At 71.8% G+C, this 15,032-nt stretch carries 12 protein-coding genes and 1 pseudogene; 4 read left to right on the top strand and 9 right to left on the bottom strand.

What is annotated here, in order from left to right:
- The first annotated feature begins 12 nt into the window (after window positions 1–12).
- Together OG607_RS30810 and OG607_RS30805 are read left to right on the top strand one after the other, a co-directional pair.
- Complete coding sequence (locus OG607_RS30810) at window positions 13–1,746, top strand: ABC transporter ATP-binding protein (protein WP_405730433.1); 1,734 nt, start codon at window positions 13–15, stop codon at window positions 1,744–1,746.
- Between the two features lie 47 nt (window positions 1,747–1,793).
- On the top strand, window positions 1,794–3,701 hold the full coding sequence (locus tag OG607_RS30805) for an ABC transporter ATP-binding protein (RefSeq protein WP_405737155.1): 1,908 nt from the start codon (window positions 1,794–1,796) through the stop codon (window positions 3,699–3,701).
- Window positions 3,702–3,728: 27 nt separating this feature from the next.
- Here OG607_RS30805 and OG607_RS30800 read toward each other — a convergent pair whose 3' ends face one another.
- From OG607_RS30800 to OG607_RS30790, 3 genes are all read right to left on the bottom strand, one after another.
- Entirely contained in the window at window positions 3,729–4,217 is a 489-nt protein-coding gene (locus tag OG607_RS30800) for a hypothetical protein (protein ID WP_405730431.1), read from the bottom strand.
- Between the two features lie 28 nt (window positions 4,218–4,245).
- Complete coding sequence (locus tag OG607_RS30795) at window positions 4,246–5,502, bottom strand: RNA polymerase sigma factor (protein WP_405730429.1); 1,257 nt, start codon at window positions 5,500–5,502, stop codon at window positions 4,246–4,248.
- An 84-nt stretch (window positions 5,503–5,586) separates the two neighbouring features.
- Window positions 5,587–6,249 carry a TetR/AcrR family transcriptional regulator gene (locus OG607_RS30790; RefSeq protein WP_405730427.1) on the bottom strand — a complete coding sequence of 221 codons (663 nt, stop codon included), beginning with the start codon at window positions 6,247–6,249 and terminating at the stop codon, window positions 5,587–5,589.
- Window positions 6,250–6,334: 85 nt separating this feature from the next.
- Here OG607_RS30790 and OG607_RS30785 point away from each other — a divergent pair, with 85 nt between their 5' ends.
- Window positions 6,335–7,195 carry an NAD(P)H-binding protein gene (locus tag OG607_RS30785; RefSeq protein WP_405730425.1) on the top strand — a complete coding sequence of 287 codons (861 nt, stop codon included), beginning with the start codon at window positions 6,335–6,337 and terminating at the stop codon, window positions 7,193–7,195.
- A 16-nt stretch (window positions 7,196–7,211) separates the two neighbouring features.
- Here OG607_RS30785 and dnaG read toward each other — a convergent pair whose 3' ends face one another.
- The 6 genes from dnaG to OG607_RS30755 form a co-directional block, all read right to left on the bottom strand.
- Window positions 7,212–9,104 (bottom strand): DNA primase, encoded by a 1,893-nt coding sequence (gene dnaG / locus OG607_RS30780; RefSeq protein ID WP_405730423.1) that lies wholly within the window; start codon window positions 9,102–9,104, stop codon window positions 7,212–7,214.
- 58 nt (window positions 9,105–9,162) lie between these two features.
- On the bottom strand, window positions 9,163–9,600 hold the full coding sequence (locus OG607_RS30775; protein WP_405730421.1) for a GNAT family N-acetyltransferase: 438 nt from the start codon (window positions 9,598–9,600) through the stop codon (window positions 9,163–9,165).
- A gap of 16 nt (window positions 9,601–9,616) precedes the next feature.
- Window positions 9,617–10,879: an NAD(P)/FAD-dependent oxidoreductase gene (locus tag OG607_RS30770; protein ID WP_405730419.1), complete on the bottom strand. Its 1,263-nt coding sequence runs from the start codon at window positions 10,877–10,879 to the stop codon at window positions 9,617–9,619.
- Between the two features lie 84 nt (window positions 10,880–10,963).
- Window positions 10,964–12,238, bottom strand: coding sequence for a deoxyguanosinetriphosphate triphosphohydrolase (locus OG607_RS30765; RefSeq protein ID WP_405730417.1), 1,275 nt, complete (start codon window positions 12,236–12,238; stop codon window positions 10,964–10,966).
- A gap of 35 nt (window positions 12,239–12,273) precedes the next feature.
- Window positions 12,274–13,143: a sirohydrochlorin chelatase gene (locus tag OG607_RS30760; protein ID WP_405730415.1), complete on the bottom strand. Its 870-nt coding sequence runs from the start codon at window positions 13,141–13,143 to the stop codon at window positions 12,274–12,276.
- Window positions 13,144–13,264: 121 nt separating this feature from the next.
- Complete coding sequence (locus tag OG607_RS30755; RefSeq protein ID WP_405730413.1) at window positions 13,265–13,702, bottom strand: gamma-glutamylcyclotransferase family protein; 438 nt, start codon at window positions 13,700–13,702, stop codon at window positions 13,265–13,267.
- 88 nt (window positions 13,703–13,790) lie between these two features.
- On the opposite strand from OG607_RS30755, the pseudogene OG607_RS30750 reads away from it, so the two are divergent.
- Window positions 13,791–14,453 (top strand): annotated as a pseudogene (locus OG607_RS30750) (vancomycin high temperature exclusion protein); the annotation flags it as partial.
- Window positions 14,454–15,032: the final 579 nt, after the last annotated feature.

Genomic DNA, 15,032 nt, shown 5'->3' with positions numbered 1-15,032 from the left:
GGCTCGACCGCTGTGCTGATCCGACTCCTCCGCTCCCACCTGCGCCCGTACAAGCAACCCATCACCGTGCTCGTCCTGCTTCAGCTGGTGCAGACGATCGCGCAGCTCTACCTGCCCACCCTGAACGCCGACATCATCGACAGCGGTGTCGTGAAGGGGGACACGGGCTACATCATGCGGGTCGGCGGCGTCATGATCGCGGTCACCGTTCTTCAGGTGGTCTGCGCCATAGGCGCGGTCTACTACGGCGCCCGGACCGCGATGGCGGTCGGCCGCGACATCCGGGCGTCGGTCTTCGACCGGGTGCAGAGCTTCTCGGCTCGCGAGGTGGGCCAGTTCGGGGCGCCCTCGCTGATCACCCGTACGACCAATGACGTCCAGCAGGTGCAGATGCTGGTGCTGATGACCTTCACGCTGATGGTGTCGGCACCGATCATGTGCGTCGGCGGCATCATCATGGCGCTCGGCCAGGATGTGCCGCTGTCCTCGCTGCTGCTGGGCGTGGTGCCGGTGCTCGGCGTCATCGTGACGCTGCTGGTGCGGCGGCTGCGGCCGCTGTTCCGGACGATGCAGGAGCGGCTGGACACCGTGAACCAGGTGCTGCGGGAGCAGATCACCGGCATCCGGGTGATCCGGGCCTTCGTCAAGGACGACTACGAGCGCGAGCGCTTCGGGCGGGCCAATGCGGAGCTGACGTATTACTCGCTGCGCACCGGGCAGCTGATGGCGCTGATGTTCCCGCTGGTGTTCGCGGTGGTGAACATGTCGAGCGTGGCGGTGATGTGGTTCGGCGCGCAGCGGATCGACAGCGGCGGGATGCAGATAGGCGCGCTGACGGCGTTCCTCAGCTATCTGATGCAGATCCTGATGGCCGTGATGATGGCGACGTTCATGTTCATGATGGTGCCGCGTGCCGAGGTCTGCGCCGAGCGCATCGAGGAGGTGCTCGCGACCGAGTCCAGCGTCGTGCCGCCCGCCTCGCCGGTACGCAAGCTGCTCCGGCACGGCCATCTGGAGCTGCGCGGGGCCGACTTCGCGTACCCCGGGGCGGAGGCGAAGGTGCTGCACGGGGTGGATCTGGTCGCCCGGCCGGGTCAGGTCACGGCGGTGATCGGCTCGACCGGCAGCGGCAAGAGCACCCTGCTGGGGCTGGTGCCCCGGCTCTTCGACGCCACCGGCGGCGAGGTGCTGGTGGACGGGGTGAACGTGAGGGAGCTGGACCCGGCGCTGATGGCCAGGACGGTGGCTCTCGTACCGCAGCGGCCGTATCTGTTCTCCGGGACCGTGGCCTCCAACCTGCGCTACGGCAAGCCGGACGCGACCGACGAGGAGCTGTGGCACGCGCTGGAGGTGGCGCAGGCCAAGGGCTTCGTCGAACAGCTGGAGGACGGGCTGGACGCCCCGATCGCGCAGGGCGGCACCAATGTGTCGGGCGGGCAGCGGCAGCGGCTGGCGATCGCGCGGGCGCTGGTGCGGCAGCCGGAGATCTACCTGTTCGACGACTCCTTCTCGGCGCTGGACTACGCGACCGACGCCGCGCTGCGGCGCGCGCTGGGCCGGGAGACGTCCGAGGCGACCGTGGTGATCGTGGCCCAGCGGGTCAGCACCATCCGTGACGCCGACCGCATCGTCGTCCTCGACGAGGGCCGCGTCGTCGGGACCGGCACCCATCACGAGCTGATGGCCGGCAACGACACCTACCGGGAGATCGTGCTCTCCCAGCTCACCGAGCAGGAGGCGGCATGACCACCACCACCCCCACGCGGCGCGGCCCCGCGCCCGCCGCCGGGCCCATGCGCTTCATGGGCGGCCAGCCCACCGAACGCTCCATGGACTTCAAGGGCTCCGGCAAACGCCTCCTCGGCCTGATGCGTCCCGACCGGCTCTCCCTTTACGGCGTGCTGGTGTGCGCCGCCATCGCCGTCTCGCTCAACGTCATCGCCCCCAAGATCCTCGGCCGGGCGACCGACCTGATCTTCGCCGGGGTCATCGGCCGGTCCATGGACGCCGGCACCACCAAGGCCCAGGCGGTGGCCGCGCTGCGGCAGCAGGGCAACGGCAGCCTCGCCGACGTGCTGTCCGGGGTGGACTTCACCCCGGGCCTGGGCATCGACTTCGGCAAGGTCGGCTCCGTGCTGCTGACCGTGCTGGCGATCTACGCGACGGCGGCCGTCTTCCATGTCGCGCAGGGCCGGCTGGCGACCCGGGCCATCCAGCGGAGCGTCTCCCGGCTGCGTACGGAGGTCGAGGAGAAGCTCGCCCGGCTGCCGCTCTCGTACTTCGACAAGCAGCCGCGCGGTGAGGTGCTGAGCCGGGCGACCAATGACATCGACAACATCGGGCAGACCCTCCAGCAGACCCTGGGCCAGATCGTCTTCTCGCTGCTGTCGATCGTCGGCGTGCTGGGGATGATGTTCTGGATCTCACCGCTGCTGGCACTGATCGCGCTGGTGACCGTGCCGGTGTCGGTGGTCGTCTCCACGGTCATCGGCAAGCGCGCGCAGCCGCAGTTCGTCGCCCAGTGGAAGACCACGGGCAGGCTCAACGCCCACATCGAGGAGATGTACTCCGGCCACTCCCTGATCAAGGTCTTCGGGCGGCAGGAGGAGTCGGCGGAGACGTTCCGCGAGCAGAACGAGGCGCTGTACCGGTCGGGCTTCCGGGCGCAGTTCATCTCCGGGATCATCCAGCCCGCGATGATGTTCGTCGGCAATCTGAACTACGTGCTGGTGGCGGTCGTCGGTGGCCTTCGGGTCGCGAGCGGCTCGCTGTCGATAGGCGACGTGCAGGCCTTCATCCAGTACTCCCGGCAGTTCAGCCAGCCCCTCACCCAGGTCGCCAGCATGTCCAATCTGGTGCAGTCCGGGGTCGCCTCGGCGGAGCGGATCTTCGAGCTGCTCGACGCCGAGGAGCAGAGCGCGGAGCCCGCCGCCCCGGCCCGGCCGGCGGAGCTGACGGGCCGGGTGGGCTTCGAGTCGGTGGCCTTCCGCTACGACCCCGACAAGCCGCTCATCGACGACCTGTCCCTGACCGTCGAGCCCGGGCACACCGTGGCCATCGTGGGGCCGACGGGCGCCGGCAAGACCACCCTGGTCAACCTGCTGATGCGGTTCTACGAGGTCACCGGCGGGCGGATCACGCTCGACGGCACCGACATAGCCGCCATGTCCCGCGAGGAGCTGCGGTCCGGCATCGGCATGGTCCTCCAGGACACCTGGCTCTTCGGCGGCACGATCGCCGAGAACATCGCGTACGGCAGTGAGGGCGCGACCCGGGAGGAGATCGAGGAGGCCGCGCGGGCGGCGCACGCCGACCGTTTCATCCGTACGCTCCCCGACGGCTACGACACCGTCATCGACGACGAGGGCTCGGGCGTCAGCGCCGGCGAGAAGCAGCTCATCACGATCGCGCGGGCCTTCCTGTCCGACCCGGTGATCCTGGTCCTGGACGAGGCCACCAGCTCTGTGGACACCCGTACGGAGGTGCTCATCCAGCGCGCGATGGCCCGGCTGTCGCACGGCCGGACCAGCTTTGTCATCGCGCACCGCCTCTCCACGATCCGCGACGCCGACGTCATCCTGGTGATGGAGAGCGGCACGATCGTGGAACAGGGCACGCACGAGGAGCTGCTCGCGGCTGAGGGCGCCTACGCACGGCTGTACGCCGCGCAGTTCGCGCAGGCGGTGGCCGAGGTCGACTGAGTCGCGGCCCAGGCGCCCGTCGGTCGGTCAGCCCGACCGGCGGGCGCCTTCGGGCCAGACCACCCGCACCGGCATTCCGGCTGCCCGTGCTTCGAGCACCGCGTCCGCCGTGCCGCCGCCCGGGCCCGAGGGCGGGGCGCCGTCCCAGACCGCGATCAGGCGCTCGGCGCGGGCCAGCATCGCGGTGTTCGCCGCCTGGTACGCGGCAGGGCCGGCCGTCTCGTGATCCATCAGGACCACCTCGGCCGCGGCCGCCACCAGCCGGTCGAACACCGGCGCGTCGTCCGGTTTGACCTCCGCCTCGCGGTAGTCGCGCGAGGGCAGGACGACGACCAGGCGGCCGCCGGCGTCGAGGACGGCTTCGGCGAACAGGCTGTCGGCGCCGCGCGCGATGCACGACACTCCGACGAGCCCGCCGTCGCTGTGCCCGGCGAGCAGGCCGCTCAGCGCGTCCCGTACGAGCTCGGTGCTCGCATCGGTCAGGTCCGTGTGTCCGGTCACGGCGTACGTCGTCACGGGATCAGAGTGTAGGCCGGTCGGCCGGTCAGTCGAGATAGCCCCGGAGCTGGTCGGCGAAGGCGTGGTCGCGGAGCTTGTTGAGGGTCTTGGACTCGATCTGGCGGATGCGTTCGCGGGTGACCCCGAAGATGCGGCCGATCTCCTCGAGGGTGCGGGGACGGCCGTCGTCGAGGCCGTAGCGGAGCTGGACGACCTTCCGCTCGCGCTCGCCGAGCGTCGACAGCACGGCCTCCAGGTGCTCGCGCAGCAGGAGGAAGGCGGCGGACTCGACGGGCGAGGTGGCATCGCCGTCCTCGATGAGGTCGCCGAGCGCGACGTCGTCCTCCTCGCCGACCGGCGCGTGGAGGGAGACGGGCTCCTGGGCGAGACGCAGGACTTCGCTGACCCGCTCGGCGGGAAGGTCGAGTTGGGCGCCGACCTCGTCGGTGGAGGGTTCGTAGCCCCGCTCCTGGAGCAGCCGGCGCTGGACGCGCACGACGCGGTTGATCAGCTCGACGACATGGACCGGGACCCGGATGGTGCGGGCCTGGTCGGCCAGCGCCCGGGACATGGCCTGCCGGATCCACCAGGTGGCGTAGGTGGAGAACTTGTAGCCACGGGCGTAGTCGAACTTCTCGACGGCGCGGATGAGGCCGAGATTCCCCTCCTGGACGAGGTCGAGCATGGTCAGGCCACGGCCGACATAGCGCTTGGCGACGGAGACGACGAGCCGGAGGTTGGCCTCGATGAGGCGGCGCTTGGCCATCCGGCCCAGCACGACGAGCCGGTCGAGGTCGACGGCGAGCTGGGAGTCGAGGGTGTCCAGGTCGGGGGTGCCGTTGAGCTTCTCCTCGGCGAAGAGCCCCGCCTCCACCCGGCGGGCCAGGTCCACTTCCTCGACGGCGGTCAGCAGGGGTATCCGCCCTATCTCGCGCAGATACTGGCGGAAGAGATCGGAGGACGGGCCGCTGCTCACCTCTTCGCGGAGCGGCCTCTCCGGCTCATCGGGTTCCGGCTCGGCCTCGGGGTGGACGGCCGGGTGGTTCTGCTCGGGGACCCTCTCCAGCGGGTCTGTGGCGGCGGGCACCTTTGCTTCCGCCTCGGTCGTCAGAATCTGGGTCTGCACAGGCACGGGAGGAACCTCCACGGTGAGCACGGCAGTCACGGACTCGGAGACGCGCGGCAGCGGAACGGTCACAGCGGCGGCCTCGCCGCTGTCCGTCCGGGAATTCGCCGTGAGCGGATCTCCGGTGGCGTCTCCATCGACGCGACTCGGGATTCCGCACTCCGAGGACTCAGGCACCGCAAACCAGTGTGGCCTACGGCACACCCCCGCCACGAGGGGCGTGCGGCGGCTTTTTCAGCGGAAGGTCACAGGCCGCGTACGTCACGTCACAGCACCGGGCGCTCCCGCGAGGTGGAGCATGACGCGGCGCAGCTGCTCGGCGTAGTAGGTCTCGAACTCCGGTGAGCGGGGGTCGAGTCCGGTGAGGCGGGTGACTTCGCCGGGCATGATCAGCGGCGCGGTGACGGCGCCCATCATGACGAGGAGTACGGCCGCGGGGTCGAGGTCGGTGGCGAGTTCGCCGCCGGTCTGGCGGCGGCGGAGCCGGGAGAGGTCCTCCTCGGGGTCCTGGACGGGGCCGGGCGGGGGCTGCTCGGTGCCGTCGGCGGCGAGGGCCCGCCAGAGCATGAGGCGCATGGCGCGGGGGTCGGCGAGACCGGCGTGCAGGTAGCGGGTGATGAGTTCGGCGAGGGGGAGTTCGGGCGGGGCGATCTCGGTCTCGCGGTCGAGCCAGGCCTGCTGGATGGCGCCGTACAGGCCCGCCTTGCCGCCGAAGTAGTAGCTGATCAGCTGCTTGTTGAGGCCGGCGCGGGCGGCGATGTCGGCCACCCGGGCGCCGGCGTAGCCCTTGGCGGAGAACTCCTCCAGCGCGGCGTCGAGCAGCTTGCGGCGGGAGCGTTCGGCGTCGGCCCGGCGCTCGGCGGGGGCGGGGTGCCGACGGGGGCTCCGGTCGGGGCTCCGGTCGGGGTCCGTGGAACTCTGCACGGGAGCAGGTTATCCGGGCGCGCCCCGGTCTCGTCATCTGTATGGTTGATGGCGTCATCCATTTGGTTGAAGTGAGGGGAAGACCATGTTCTTCGTGACCGGATCCACCGGAAACGTGGGCCGCCATGTCGTGGACCTGCTGCTCGCCGAGGGCGCCAAGGTGCGCGCCCTCACCCGCGACCCGCAGGCCGCGGACCTCCCGGCGGGCGCCGAGGTGATCGGCGGCGACCTGAGCCGCCCGGAGTCGCTCGCGCCGGCGCTGGACGGGGTCACGGGCGTGTTCGTGAACCCGGCGGCCGTCGGGGGCGGGACGGGGGCGTTCCTGAAGGTCGCCCGGGAGCGGGGCGTACGGCGGGTGGTGCTGCTCTCCTCGGCGTCGGTGCGGGACGGGGTGGCCGAGCAGGACGGGCCGATCGCCCTACGGCACAAGGCGATCGAGGACGAGGTCGAGGCGTCCGGGCTGGAGTGGACCTCTCTGCGGCCCGGGGAGTTCGCGGCCAATCTGCTCTTCGGCTGGGCCCCGCAGATCCGCGCCGAGGGCGTGGTGCGGGGGACCTACGGCATGGCGGCCATGGCGTCCATCCATGAGCGGGACATCGCCGAGGTCGGCGTACGCGTACTTCTCGACGAGTCCGGCGAGCACGCGGGGGGCCGCTACGAGCTGAGCGGGCCCGAGTCGCTGACGCAGTACGACAAGGCCCGGATCATCGGCGAGGTGACGGGCCGGGCGGTGCGGTTCGAGGAACTGCCGCCGCCGGAAGGGCGGCAGGCGATGATCGAGCAGGGCCTGCCGGCGGACGTGGCCGACGTCCTGCTCGGATATCAGGCCGCCGCCGTGGGCCGGGACGCCCCGGTCTCCCCCGCCGTACGGCGGATCACCGGCCGTCCCGGGCGCACCTTCGCCGAGTGGGTCGCGGACCACGCGGAGGCGTTCGGGGGCCGATGATCACACCCCCTGGCCACTACAGCGCCTTCGCGCCCTGTTCCCGGAGCCGTTGACCGTACTGCTGAAGCGCCCACAGCTCGTTCTGCACGGCCGTGAGCTGCTCGGGATCGCCGTGCGCACCGAGCCGCATCAGGCCCGCGCGGACTTCGTTGACGCGCCGGTCCACGGCCAGGAGGCGTACGCGGACGAGGACTTCGCCGGCGTAGACGTCGGGGGTCTTGTGCATGACGGGCTCGACGGCGAGCTCGGTGATCATGCCGCGGACGGTGTCGTCGGGGGCGATGTCGCGGACCCTGGCCAGGTAGTCGCCGTCGGCGAACTCCGCGCCGCCGGCCTCGGCGATGGTGTGGCGGACGGCGGCGTAGGGCGGGGCGGTGAACTCGTCCTCGCCGTAGGCGTCGAAGGCGGGCGAGACGAGGTCGGGGAACTGGAGGGCGAGTTTGAGGAGCTCGCGCTCGACGCGGTGGGCGGGGCTGCGCAGGTCCAGGCGGGGACCCCGGGGGCCGGCGGGGGCGGCGGGGCCGGAGGGGCGGCCGGGGGCGGTACGGGAGGGGGCGGGGGCGCCGGAGGACTTGCGGTCGCGCTGCCAGCGGGCGAGCTGGCCGACCCGGCGGACGACGAACTGGGAGTCGAGGATGCCGAGCATGCCGGCGAGCTGGACGGCGTACTCGTGCTGGATCGCGGAGTTCTTGATCCCGGCGACGATGGGCGCGCCCGCCTCCAGGGCGGAGGCGCGGCCCTCGGCGGTGTCGAGGTTGTAGCCGGAGACCACGGACCGCAGGGCGAAGGCGAACAGCGGGGTGCGGTTCTCCACGAGGCGGGCCACGGCGGCGTCGCCCTCGGCCAGGCGCAGCTCGCAGGGGTCCATGCCGCCGGGGGTGATGGCGATGGAGGTCTCGGCGGCGAACTTCTGGTCGTCCTCGAAGGCGCGCAGGGCGGCCTTCTGGCCGGCGGCGTCACCGTCGAAGGTGAAGACGACCTCGGCGTTGGCGTTGTCCATCAGCAGACGGCGGAGGATCTTGATGTGGTCGCCCGCGAAGGCGGTGCCGCAGGTCGCGATGGCGGTGGTGATGCCGGCGAGGTGGCAGGCCATGACATCGGTGTAGCCCTCGACGACCACGGCACGGTTCGTCTTCGCGATGTCCTTCTTCGCGAGGTCGATCCCGTACAGGACGTGGGACTTCTTGTAGAGCGGGGTCTCGGGGGTGTTGAGGTACTTCGGGCCCTGGTCGTCCTCGCGCAGCTTGCGCGCGCCGAAGCCGATGACCTCGCCGGTGATGTCGCGGATCGGCCAGATGAGGCGGCCGCGGAAGCGGTCGATCGCGCCCCGGCGGCCCTCGCTCGCCAGGCCCGAGGTGAGCAGCTCGCGGTCGGTGAAGCCCTTGCCGCGCAGGAAGCGGATGAGATGGTCCCAGCCGGCGGGCGCGTAGCCGACGCCGAAGTGCTCGGCGGCGGCCTGGTCGAAGCCGCGCTCGCGCAGGAAGGCACGGCCGATCTCGGCCTCGGCGGTGCCGAGCTGCTCGGCGTAGAACTGGGCGGCGATCTTGTGGGCCTCGACGAGGCGGATCCGCTCGCCCTGCTGGCGGCCGGGGGTGTAGCCGCCCTCGTCGTAGCGCAGGGTGATCCCGGCCACGCCCGCGAGGCGCTCGACGGCCTCGGAGAAGGAGAGGTGGTCGAGCTTCATGACGAAGTCGAGGGTGTCGCCGCCCTCTTGGCAGCCGAAACAGTAGAAAAGCCCCTTGCTGGGACTTACCTGGAAGGACGGGGACTTCTCGTCATGAAAGGGGCACAGGCCCTTGAGGTTGCCGCCGCCCGCGTTCTTGAGCTGCAGGTATTCCGAGACGACGGCATCGATCGGGACCGCGTCCCGGACTGCCTTCACATCTTCGTCTCTGATCCGACCTGCCACGGAAGGATTCTACGGCCGCGCTACGACAACCTTTTACGACAGCCTTTTACGACAACCACTACGACAGCTTCGCCACGAAGACGTAGTGCGCCCCGGCAGGCTCCAGCTGGAACTCCTCGCCGACCGCCGTGAAGCCCTGGTGCTCGTAGAAGCCCCGGGCCGCCACGCGGCCGTTGCACCACACCAGCTCGGCCCCGCGCGCCCGGGCCTCGGCCAGGCCGGCCTGGAGGACGGCGGCGCCGTAGCCCTGGCCGCGTACGGCGTCTGCGCTGGCCATGCCGCGCAGGCGGTGGGCGGGCGCGGCCTCGCCGGGGAGCTGCTCGGGGAAGAAGGTGGCGCAGGCGCAGAGGGTGCCGTCGGGGGCGTAGGCCGCGACGTGGAAGACGCCGGGGTGGCCGTCCTCGACGAAGGCGGCGGTGTTGCGGGGGCGGCCGGGGCGCAGCACGCTCCGGCGCAGCTCGAAGATGTCCTCCAGCGGTACGACGGCAGTTCTCACATGCGCCCCTTCCCGATCACTCCAGGAACGAGGCTAGCGGCACCGACGGATCGGCGAGCAGGTCGGGGTCCACCGTCACGCCGGAGCGGATCAGCTTCTGGATGGTGTCGGTGACATCCCAGACGTTGACGTTCATCCCGGCCAGCACCCGGCCCTCGCTGAGCCAGAAGGCGATGAACTGCCGCTTTCCGACGTCGCCGCGCGCGATGACCTGGTCGTACGCCCCCGGGGCGGCGTGCCCGGAGAACTCCATGCCCAGGTCGTACTGGTCGGTGAAGAAGTACGGGACCCGGTCGTAGGGGAGGTCCTTGCCGAGCATGTTGCGGGCGGCGACGGGACCGCTGTTGAGGGCGTTGGCCCAGTGCTCGACCCGCAACCGGCCGCCGAGCAGCGGGTGTTCGGCGTTGGCGACGTCTCCGGCGGCGAAGATGTCGGGGTCGGAGGTGCGCAGCCGGGAGTCCACGGCGATGCCGCCGCCTGCGGAGCGCTCGGCCATCGCGATGCCGGCGGCCTCGGCGAGGGCGGTGCGGGGGGCGGCGCCGATGGCGGCGAGGACGTCGTGGGCGGGGTGTTCCTCGCCGTCGTCGGTGAGGACGGACATGACCATGCCGTCCTGGCCGGTGATGCAGGTGAGCTTGGCGCCGAAGTGGAAGCGGACGCCATGCTCGCGGTGCAGCTCGGCGAAGACCTCGCCCAGCTCGGGGCCGAGCACGCTGTGCAGCGGGGTCGGCTCGGGCTCGATGACCGTCACCTCGGCGCCGTACCCGCGCGCGGCGGCGGCGACCTCCAGGCCGATCCAGCCCGCGCCCGCGATGACCAGCTGCCCGTTCTCGCGGCCGAGGGAGGCGAGGACGCCCTTGAGCCGCTCGGCATGCGCTAGGCGGCGCAGGTGGTGCACGCCCGCCAGGTCGGTGCCGGGGATGTCCAGGCGGCGGGGCTCGGCGCCGGTGGCGAGCAGCAGCTTGTCGTAGTGCAGAGCGCTGCCGTCGCCGAGGGTGACGGTCTTCGCCTCGCGGTCCAGGCTGACGACGGGCTGGCCGAGGTGCAGCTCGACATCGTGCTCGGCGTACCAGGCGGCGGGCTGGACGAAGACCGAGTCGCGGTCCTCGTTGCCGATCAGGAAGCCCTTGGACAGCGGCGGGCGCTCGTAGGGGTGGTCGCGTTCGTCACCGATCAGTATCACCCGGCCGGTGAAGCCCTCGGATCGCAGCGCCTCGGCGGCTTTGGCCCCCGCGAGCCCCGCCCCGACGATGACGAAGGTCTGGTCTGCGTCCACCACTGTGCGCCTCCCTGGTGTTGGTCGTCCCCCAGTGAGCGTCCCGCACGGCGGGGTCGGCGTGAAGGGTGCCGCGCCGACCGGCTGTTATCGGGTGGTCAGCCTGGCGTGCAGCGCGGTGGCCGACGCGTCCGTCAGCGAGGCGATCTGGTCGATCACCGCGCGCTGCCGGGCCCGGTCGTCGCCCGCCGCGTCGAAGATGCCCGTGAACTGCCGGTCGAGTCCTTCCGGCGCACGCGCAAGCAGCGCTTCCGCCAGCTCCCCGATGACAACCCGCTGCTGCGCACGCCGCCTTTCCTGCGACTCGCGCTGCATGACGTACCGGTCCGCCACCGCCTTCAGTACGGCGCACTCCAGGCGCTGTTCGCGGGGCACCACCAGCTCGGCGCGGTAGCGGGTCAGCCGTCCGGTGCCGTACGCGTCCCGGGTCGCGCGCTCGGCGGCCAGGCAGAAGCGGCCGATGAGCTGCGAGCTGGCGTCCTTCAGGCGGGCCTGGGCGACCGCCGTGCCGTCGTACCGCCTGGGCCACCACTCCTGGGCCAGCAGCCGGTCCAGGGCCTCGGCCAGCTCGTTCTCGTCCGCGCCGTGGGCGTAGCGGGCGGCGGTGACGGCGAAGACCTCACGGCGCTCCGGCCCGGCGAGGAGCTGGTCCGGGTTCAGGTGGCCGGCGTGCAGGCCGTCCTCCACGTCATGGACGGAGTACGCCACATCGTCCGACCAGTCCATGACCTGCGCCTCGAAGCACTGCCGGTAGTCCGGCGCGCCCTTGCGCAGCCAGCCGAACACCGGCAGGTCGTCCTCGTACACCCCGAACTTCGGGCTGCCGGGGCTGACCGGGTGCCCGCCGCGCGGCCAGGGGTACTTGGTGGCGGCGTCCAGCGCGGCCCGGGTGAGGTTGAGGCCGACGCTGATGCCGTCCTGCGAGAAGCGCTTCGGCTCCAGGCGCGTCAGCAGCCGCAGCGACTGCGCGTTCCCCTCGAACCCGCCGCAGCCCTCGGCGACCTCGGCGAGCACCTGCTCCCCGTTGTGCCCGAAGGGCGGGTGCCCGATGTCGTGGGCCAGGCAGGCCGTCTCGACCAGGTCCGGGTCGCAGCCCAGCGCCGCCCCCAGCTCCCGGCCGACCTGCGCGCACTCCAGGCTGTGCGTGAGCCGCGTGCGCGGGCTCGTGTTGACCTCCGGCGAGATGTCCACCGGGTCCACTACCTGCGTCTTCCCGGCCAGCCTGCGCAGGCCGACCGAGTGCAGCATCCTCGCCCTGTCCCGCTGGAACGCGGTCCTGCCTGGGCGCTTGTCCGGCTCCGCCACGTAGCGCTCGATGTCGGCCTCGCGGTACGGGGCACCCTCCGGGTCGTTCACGTTCATGGGCTGACCGTACGCCAGCGCTGCGCATGCGGCGTTCAGGCGGTCGCGAGCTCCGTCCAGGCCGCGTCGCCGGTGACTCCCGCTCTCGCCCGGTCGTAACGGTGCAGCACCAGCCGGGCCATCGCCGCATGCGCACCCAGCGGTGACGCGGCCAGCCAGGGCGCGGCGGCGGCCGTCTGCGTGGCGAAGCGGCCGGGCGAGGCGAAGCAGGACGCGAGGGCGACACGGTGGCGGCCGCGCGCCGCGAGGGCGTTGACCGCGTCCGTCACGGTCGGCCCGCCGGTGGCGAACGCCGGCACCACCGGGATCCCGCCGAGCCGCTGCCGCAGCAGCGCCGCCGTACGGGCGGTGTCCCGTGCCGAGTCCGGGTCCCGTGACCCGGCCGCCGCCAGCACGACCCCCGCCCGGGCGGCCCCGGCTCCGCGCGGCGTACGCCACCCGGCCTCCACGAGCCGCCCGTGCAGCGCCTCCGCCAGCAGCGGATGCGGCCCGAGCGGCCCGGCGATCCGGCCGCGCAGATGCGGGGCCCCGGCCAGGGCCTGCGGGATGTCCTGCTTGACGTGATAGCCACGGCTGAGCAGCAGCGGGACCAGCACCACATCCGTGCCCGCGCGCAGACCGGCCAGCGTGTCGTCCAGGAGCGGCTCATTGAGCTCGATGTGCCCCAGGCGCACCGGCAGGTCCGGGCGCAGCGCCCGGATCCGGTCCAGCAGCTCCCGGACCGTCCGCAGCGCCTCCGGATCACGGCTGCCGTGCGCGACGGCCACCAGCGTGGGCAGCGGGCCCGGCGCCGCGGCGCGCAGGGTCACTCCGGTGAGCTGACTGCTGAGCTGTGCCGTGATCTGGGTCATGAGCTGCGCCGTACTGTCGAAGGGCTCCGGTCCGGGAACTTCCCATGCCGTCATGAAGTGAGTGTGGCGAGCCGGGGTTCCATTGCCGTTGCGCAGAAATGACGAGTGGTTTCCGCCGATTCACACCGCCTTCCGACGGCTGTGAGGACAGGCCCCGGACGGCCCTGGGCGGGCCCTAGACCGGTCTCCGCCAGTCGCCGCTCGTGATGATCCGGCCCGAGGCGTGCAGCCGCCGCTCCTCGACCGGCCCCGCGAGATACACCCACGCCAGGACCGGTTCCCCGTCCTCGGTGCGGGTGCCGCGCGCGACGCGCACGAACAGGCTGTCGGGAGCGTTCGGGACGTACTCCTCCAGGTGGTCGAGGTCGGCGAGCACCTCGTTGTAGAGCTCGGGAAGCGGGTGGACGAGTTCGCCGAGAACCCGCCCCCCGTCGGCGTTGACGGCGTACGGGAATCCCGGGCCGTCGTAGAGGACCGCGCCGCTGAGGACGGCGGGAATGACGATCTTCGTACGGCCCCGGAACATGGCGGCGTGGTTGGCCTCGCCGGCGCGGAGCGTGCCGTAGACGAAGAGAGGCAACTGTGAGTGGACGTGGTCGAGCACGACGGTCATGGAACCGCATCGGAGGCCTGCGCGTCGAGTCGGAAGGGGGATTGATCATCAAAGATTCAAAGAAGTACGGAGAAGTAGGGGTGTGCGGATGAAATTGCGAGCGCCGTGGCGGGCTCCACGGACGCGGCGCGAATGGCGACGTCTGCTGCGCATCCTGGTGCTGGCCTGCGTCCTGGCGCTGCTCCCCGCCACCTGGCTCCAGGCCTCCGCCGCCGCCCGCGTCCGCACCCTCGCCGACGTCCCCGCCGCCCCCGTCGCCGTCGTCTTCGGCGCCGGCCTCTGGAACGGCGAGCCCTCGCCCTACCTCGCGCACCGCCTCGACGCGGCGGCCGAGCTCTACGCCGCCGGCAAGGTCCGCGTCATCCTGGTGACCGGCGACAACAGCCGTAAGGACTACAACGAGCCCGGCGCCATGCTCAGTTACCTGGAGCGGCACGGCGTCCCCGGGGCGCAGGTCGTCCTCGACTACGCCGGCTTCGACACCTGGGACTCCTGCACCCGCGCCAAGCGGATCTTCGGCGTCCACCGCGCCGTTCTCGTCAGCCAGGCCTTCCACATCCGGCGCGCCCTCGCGCTCTGCTCCGCCGCCGGCATCACCTCCTACGGGGTCGGCGTCGACGAAAAGCACGACCTCACCTGGTACTACGGCGGCACCCGCGAGCTCGCCGGAGCCCTCAAGGCCGCCTTCGACGCCGCCTTCACCCCCGACCCCCGCTTCCTGGGCCCCCGCGAGGCGGGCGTCGCCCGAGCGGAGCGGACGGTGCCGCCTGCACCGGGTGCGGTTGCGGTGCCCTCTGCCATGACTGGCGGTTCCGTCCTCAAACGCCGGACGGGCGTCGCAGCGGTGCTGCCTGCACCGGCGCCGTTCCGGTGCCCTCTGCCATGACTGGCGGTTCCGTCCTCAAACGCCGGACGGGCGTCGCAGCGGTGCTGCCTGCACCGGCGCCGTTGCGGTGCCCTCTGCCATGACTGGCGGTTCCGTCCTCAAGCGCCGGACGGGCGTCGCAGCGGTGCTGCCTGCACCGGTGCCGTTGCGGTGCCGTCTGCCATGACTGGCGGTTCCGTCCTCAAGCGCCGGACGGGCTGGGTTGGCCGTGGGGTCGGGGGCGCCTGCCGGGGTCTCTCTCCTCGGCGCTCGCGACTCCGGCACCTTCAGTCCGTGCCCGGGATCCTCGCTCGTCGCCTGCGGGAGAACCCCTCCACCGCCCCCGCCCCGCCCAGGGGAGGTGGGCGGTGCCCCCGGGTCGGCGGCCGGAGGCCGGCGCAGCGGTCCGAAGCAAGCGAAGCGCCCGCGAGGACCGCGCAGGAGAATAGGGGCCCTCGCTCGTCG

The organism is Streptomyces sp. NBC_01537 (genome assembly GCF_045040445.1).
GTDB lineage: Bacteria > Actinomycetota > Actinomycetes > Streptomycetales > Streptomycetaceae > Actinacidiphila.
Note: the sequence above shows the minus strand (reverse complement) of the source record. Positions and strands in the feature narration are given on the sequence as shown.